The sequence below is a fragment of the Pseudomonadota bacterium genome, from assembly GCA_030859565.1.
GTDB lineage: Bacteria > Pseudomonadota > Gammaproteobacteria > JACCXJ01 > JACCXJ01 > USCg-Taylor.
The window spans coordinates 1-5,251 of sequence record JALZJW010000194.1 but is presented as its reverse complement, the minus strand read 5'-3'; the positions used below and the strand labels follow the sequence as shown (position 1 = coordinate 5,251).

The following is a 5,251-nucleotide window of genomic DNA, read 5'->3' as shown; positions in this document are numbered from 1 at the left end:
AGCTGTCCTTTCTCGGATAAGGTTAAGTTGATTATTACCGTTTACACAATCCCTCTGATACCCTCGGGAGTGGAGCCGGCTCGCGGGTGAAACTTTCCTCGACTGGCTTGCCCCGAAATCAGGCTTGCGATGGCTCGACGTCGGATGCGGCAACGGCGCCTTTACCGAGATGCTCGTCGAGCGGTGTGCGCCGGCCTCGGTACACGGGATAGACCCGTCCGAGAGGCAGCTCGCCTTTGCGCGCACGCGACCCGCGGCGCGCGTCGCACAGTTTCGTCAGGGCGACGCGATGGCACAGCCTTTCCCCGACGACTCGTTCGACGTGGCCGTCATGCCGCTGGTGATCTTCTTCGTCCCCGACCCGGCTCGGGGCGTCGCCGAGATGGTGCGAGTGGTCTGCCCGGGCGGCATCGTCACAGCCTATGCGTGGGACATGGAGGGCGGTGGATTTCCTTACGAAGCGTTGCACGATGAAATGCGTGGGATGGGCGTCTCAGTCCCGACGCCGCCGAGCCCTAACGCGTCTCGAATAGACGTGCTGCAGGACTTGTGGACCGGCGCGGGTCTGGATTCGGTCGAAACGCGGGAGATCACCGTGCGACGGACGTTCGCCGATTTCGACGACTATTGGACGACCATCCTCGGGGGGCCGAGCGTCGGCCCACAGCTCGCGGCGATGGCGTCCGAGGATCGCGCGCATCTCAAAGCGCGGATGCGCGCGCGCCTGCCGGCAGATGCCGCCGGCCGTATCACCTATAGCGCACGGGCTAATGCGGTAAAGGGTCGCGTCCCAAATTAATTTGAAGGATGAATCTCCGTGTGAGGGAGTGATTATGCTCGGGCAGCGGGAGAAGCAGTCTTTCGCCGAACAGGGCTATGGCGTGGTGCCGCAGGCGGTTCCCCTGTCACTCGTCGACGCCGCCCGGCGGGAGGTCGTGAGCCGGGTGGCGCTCGAACCGCCCCCCGCGGGCCATCTCGGGCCGTACTCCTATTTCCTCGCCGGCGTGCCGCCCGGCCCGCTACGCGCCCTGCTCTTCGGCAGCTTGGCGCTCGCGGCCTACTATCGGGAGCACGGGCCCGACGCCCTTCTGCGGTCCGCACCTTACCCGCGGGTCGAACTCTCGGAGCCGCGTCAGGTGGTGGGCCGGGCCGGCGACCTTCTGCTCGCACATTACCTGCTCGGCCATAACATCGGTGGGAACATCACTGCGTTGAGGCGCGAAGTAGTCTATTTCCGCCTGCGCCTGGAGGGGCATCGTGAACGGTGGCGCGAGTGTGTGCAGGACCCGCTTCTGGAGTTTGAACCGGTGCGCGAGGCGACCGACGCCGTCCAACAGTGATGCCGCTGCGTAATAGTAATGTCAGGTGGTGCTATCCATGCTCGGGGCACAACCTCTCCGTATCCAACTGAACGGTTCTTTTGCCGCGGGTGATCATCACGGACAAGCTGAAGAGTTATAGCGCGGCGAAGGCTGAGGTCATGCCCGGAGTGGAGCATCGCCAGCACAAGGGGCTGAACAACCGCGCGGAGAACCGAGCACCAGCCGACCAGAGTACGCGAGCGTATGATGAGACGATTCAAATCAGCGGGACATGCACAACGCTTCCTCTCAGCCTTTTCAATCATCGCATCGCACTTCAAACCACGAAGGCATCTGCTGACGGCTGCGCTCTACCGAGCTGAGATGCGGACGAGACTCGCGACGTGGGTCGAGGTGAGCTGCGTGCAGATGGCAGCTTGAAAATAGCAATAGTGGAGGGCAACGACGAGCTAAGCACAGCCACATCTCGTTCCGATGATTCACAACCACATCTTCACAAGCTTAAGTTGACAGTACCCCCCACGTTCTAGCACTGTTTGGGGGCTGTTGACCTTTTTTGATAGGTTCTAAACGACATAGGACATGAATCAATTACTTGATCGAGTCGCAATCATCACGGGCGCAAGCGCGGGCATCGGACAGAGCATCGCCGCCGCGTATGCCGCCGAAGGGGCGAAGGTTGTGCTGGCGGCGCGTAACCGCGAGAAGTTGGCCGCCGTGGCCGCCGACATTCAAACAGCAGGCGGGACAGCGCTCGTCGTGCCGACCGATGTGACGATTGAGCCGGAGGTCGCGAACCTCTTTCAGCAAGTCGGTGAAGCCTTCGGGAGACTGGATGTGCTAGTCAACAACGCGGGCGCGAGTGTGAGCGCGCCGCCGGATGAGCTGAGTCTGGAGGCGTGGCGAAAGGTGCTTGACGTGAATCTGACGGGCGCGTTTCTGTGCAGCCGCGAAGCGCTCCGCGTGATGAAGCCGCGGCGGTCGGGGCGCATCCTCAACATCGGCAGCGTCTCGGCTAAAGTGCCTCGTTTCCATTCTGCAGCATATGCGGCATCCAAGTTCGGGCTGGAAGGATTGACGCGCTCGCTGGCACTCGACGCACGGGAGTTCGGCATCGCGGTCTCAATTCTACATCCGGGCAATACAGAATCAGCACTGTGGGAAGGGCGCGAAGATGTGGCGCGGCGCGAAGGCGTGATGCCTGCGGAGGAACTGGGGCGTGTGGCCGTGTTGATGGCCGCGCTGCCGCCCGAGATCAACTTTCTCGAAGGCGTCGTTCTGCCGGTGAGTATGCCGTTTTTGGGGCGCGGGTAAGGGACCTCAGAAAAAAACCGGGGAGCGACGCAGACTACTGGTGGTCGATTGAGGCGGAGTGGTTCGTGATCCGCCGAGTGAATGAACTACGCCGCTACTCCTTATAAGCTGATCAATGCTCCGACCGAGACGCCGCTCGTGGCCGCGGCGCTGTGGTTCGCAGCGCAGACCAAGGTGGAGTGGGAGCGCGACTACAGGCGCGATATCAGGCTCGCGCTGGAGACAGGTGCGCCTGCACTCCCGGCGCTGTCGACAGCCAACATCCGCGAGTCGATGGGGGCAGCACTGCCGCTCGCGCAGCCCACGCTGGCCGAGGCAGCGCTGTCTGTGGTTGAGCGGCTGGTGCGGCGGGCGCGCTCCATCGGCAGCTGCTTACGGGTACAAACGGGGCGGATCGACTCGTCCTAATGTGACATTGTCAAGATGGAAACCGAAGTGTGGTCGAGTAGCCGGGTTCCTTCCAATGCAGTAGGTCGATCTTTGTCTTCTCCGTTGGCCGCCTGGTTTCCCGGCGGTGCCACATCATCTCGACCATACACCAGTTGTTTCCCAGCCCTCACAGAACCGTGCTGGCGCTATTTACGCACTCGGCTCTTCACATCAGCTTTCACCTTGTGGCATACATGTTCACCATCAGGCGCGGCGTTGGCAACGGAAACCGCTTCAGCATCTGATTGAATTTTGCCCAGTTCAAACACCTTCGCCGCCCGCGCCGGTTGAGCCACTTCATCAGTAGCTTCCGTACCTCGTAGGCGAAGCAGCCGATGGCTTGGTAGTTGTCCGTCACGCCATAGTACGCATAATGCCCACGTAGCTTGGCGCACGTCTGCTCCCATATCCATCGTGTCGGTTTGGTCCGAACACTCTTCAGCCACTGCTTATACGCGGCGAGCTTGGCGCGATACTTCTTCCCCGCCGTCACTCGCTTCATCCGAAAGCGTTTCCCGTCCCGCGCTGTGCCGCAGTAGTGAGTGAAGCCCAGAAAGTCGATCGTTGCTGGGTGCTCCCCTCTCGCTTTGGCGGCGCTCGCTGCGTGTCGCCCAAACTCTAACATCTTGGTCTTCGTAGGTTCGACTTCTAGACCGAACGCGGCCTGCGCCTCTCGATCATCGCTGCCTGGAACCGTTCGGCGTCTTCCTTCTTCTCAAAGCACGCCACGTAATCATCAGCGTACCTGAGCAGCCGCGCCGCTCCCGTGCAGCTTTTCCGAAACACCCGCGTAAACCATAGATCAAGGGTGTAGTGCAGATACAGATTTGCCAGGCACGGCGAGATCACCCCGCCCTGAACTGTACCTGTCTCGCTGACGTGTACCTCCCCGTCTTCGAGCACCCCTGCTTTGAGAAACCGTTTGACCATCCGCAGTATTCGTTGGTCCGCGATGCGATGTTCGAGAAACCGAACCATCCAGTTTCTGTCAACCGCGTCGAAGAAGCTCTTAATGTCAGCTTCGACGATCTAGTTAATCGGTTGACCTTCGACTGTTTGTGTCAGTGCCCGCAACGCATCGTGGCAGCTTCTTCCCGGTCGAAACCCATAGGAGACATCGACGAAGTCCTGCTCGTAGATGGCTTCCAGAATCGCGACCAGTCCGGCTTGGACTAACTTATCCTCCAGACACGGAATCCCCAACGGCCTGAGTTTGTCCGTCCCCGGCTTCGGTATATAGACCCGCCGCACGGGCTGTGGCCGGTACGCCATCCTGTGAAGTCTACCGACCAGATCGGCAAGGTTGACTTCCAGGTTCTCGGCATATGCGACCTTGGTGACTTCATCAATGCCAGCGGCTTTGCTTGCGCTGAGCCGCTGAAAGCAGTTTCGCAGTAACTCCTCAGTCATCAGGTGAAACAGACTGGTGAACTGAGCCTTCGGGTTGCTGCGAGCACGCTCGGCTATACGGAGCAGTTTCGTGGTCACCGCTTCTCCGCTACAGTGCGCGGATGGTGTGTCCTCACTCCGCTCGTTCATGTGTCGCCCCCTTTTCTCGGGCGGCGTTACCCGCCGTCATCAATCGTATGGGGCGATCCGACTCCCTACCCGGCTTTTGCCTTTCTTCCTTGTGTCGGTTGTCCGGCATACTCGTCAGGCGCTGCCCTGACAAGGCAGAGTAGGGTCTCCCGGGTTGCCGTGCAGTCGTGATGTCATGTATGCCGTGGTCTTCGACCCCGAGGAGGCGAGCAACCCCTTGCCATCGCGGTGCTGCTCGTGTTGACTTCCGGTTAGTTAACACCGTGGTCCCTCCTATTTCCTGATTACGAGGCTCAATCCCTTCACGCTTTCGCATTACGGCCTACATGCTGGCTGTCCTACGCTTAAAGCCAGAGATTACTCCCTAGCCTCCAAGGACTTGCTACCCGGTGGCTGGCTGACCTTCCGGGGTGGGAGTCGCACCCACTCGACTTCGCGACCTTGCCCGGCCGCACTAACCATTCAGGTTCGTGAGGTGTCGAGGGCGAGCGGTTGGCCTGCCAAAGCGCGCTCCAAAGCGATGAGCGGCGAGTGCCCGTGCTTGCGTGCCGAAGACAGATAGCTGCGGATGCGGCAGAAGGCTTGTGCGCCTTCCGGCGTTCTGAAGCAGCCCGAGATCTTCTGCTGTAGTTTGACCATCCTAATGT

General features: G+C 60.6%; 5 protein-coding genes and 2 pseudogenes. 5 read left to right on the top strand and 2 right to left on the bottom strand.

All coding sequences use genetic code 11. The features are described 5' to 3' along the window. The first annotated feature begins 124 nt into the window (after positions 1-124). From M3436_18985 to M3436_18965, 5 genes and pseudogenes are all read left to right on the top strand, one after another. On the top strand, positions 125-799 hold the full coding sequence (locus M3436_18985) for a methyltransferase domain-containing protein (protein MDQ3566079.1): 675 nt from the start codon (positions 125-127) through the stop codon (positions 797-799). 34 nt (positions 800-833) lie between these two features. Then, on the top strand, positions 834-1,340 hold the full coding sequence (locus M3436_18980; GenBank protein ID MDQ3566078.1) for a hypothetical protein: 507 nt from the start codon (positions 834-836) through the stop codon (positions 1,338-1,340). Positions 1,341-1,417: 77 nt separating this feature from the next. Further along, positions 1,418-1,742, top strand: a pseudogene (locus tag M3436_18975) (DDE-type integrase/transposase/recombinase). A 162-nt stretch (positions 1,743-1,904) separates the two neighbouring features. Further along, positions 1,905-2,636, top strand: a complete 732-nt coding sequence (locus tag M3436_18970) for an SDR family oxidoreductase (protein MDQ3566077.1) — start codon at positions 1,905-1,907, stop codon at positions 2,634-2,636. Positions 2,637-2,717: 81 nt separating this feature from the next. Then, positions 2,718-3,044, top strand: a complete 327-nt coding sequence (locus M3436_18965; GenBank protein MDQ3566076.1) for a hypothetical protein — start codon at positions 2,718-2,720, stop codon at positions 3,042-3,044. A 199-nt stretch (positions 3,045-3,243) separates the two neighbouring features. Here M3436_18965 and ltrA read toward each other — a convergent pair. Next, positions 3,244-4,604, bottom strand: a pseudogene (gene ltrA / locus M3436_18960) (group II intron reverse transcriptase/maturase). Positions 4,605-5,066: 462 nt separating this feature from the next. Then, positions 5,067-5,251 (bottom strand): IS66 family transposase (locus M3436_18955; GenBank protein MDQ3566075.1); only part of this gene is annotated, 185 nt, incomplete at its 5' end.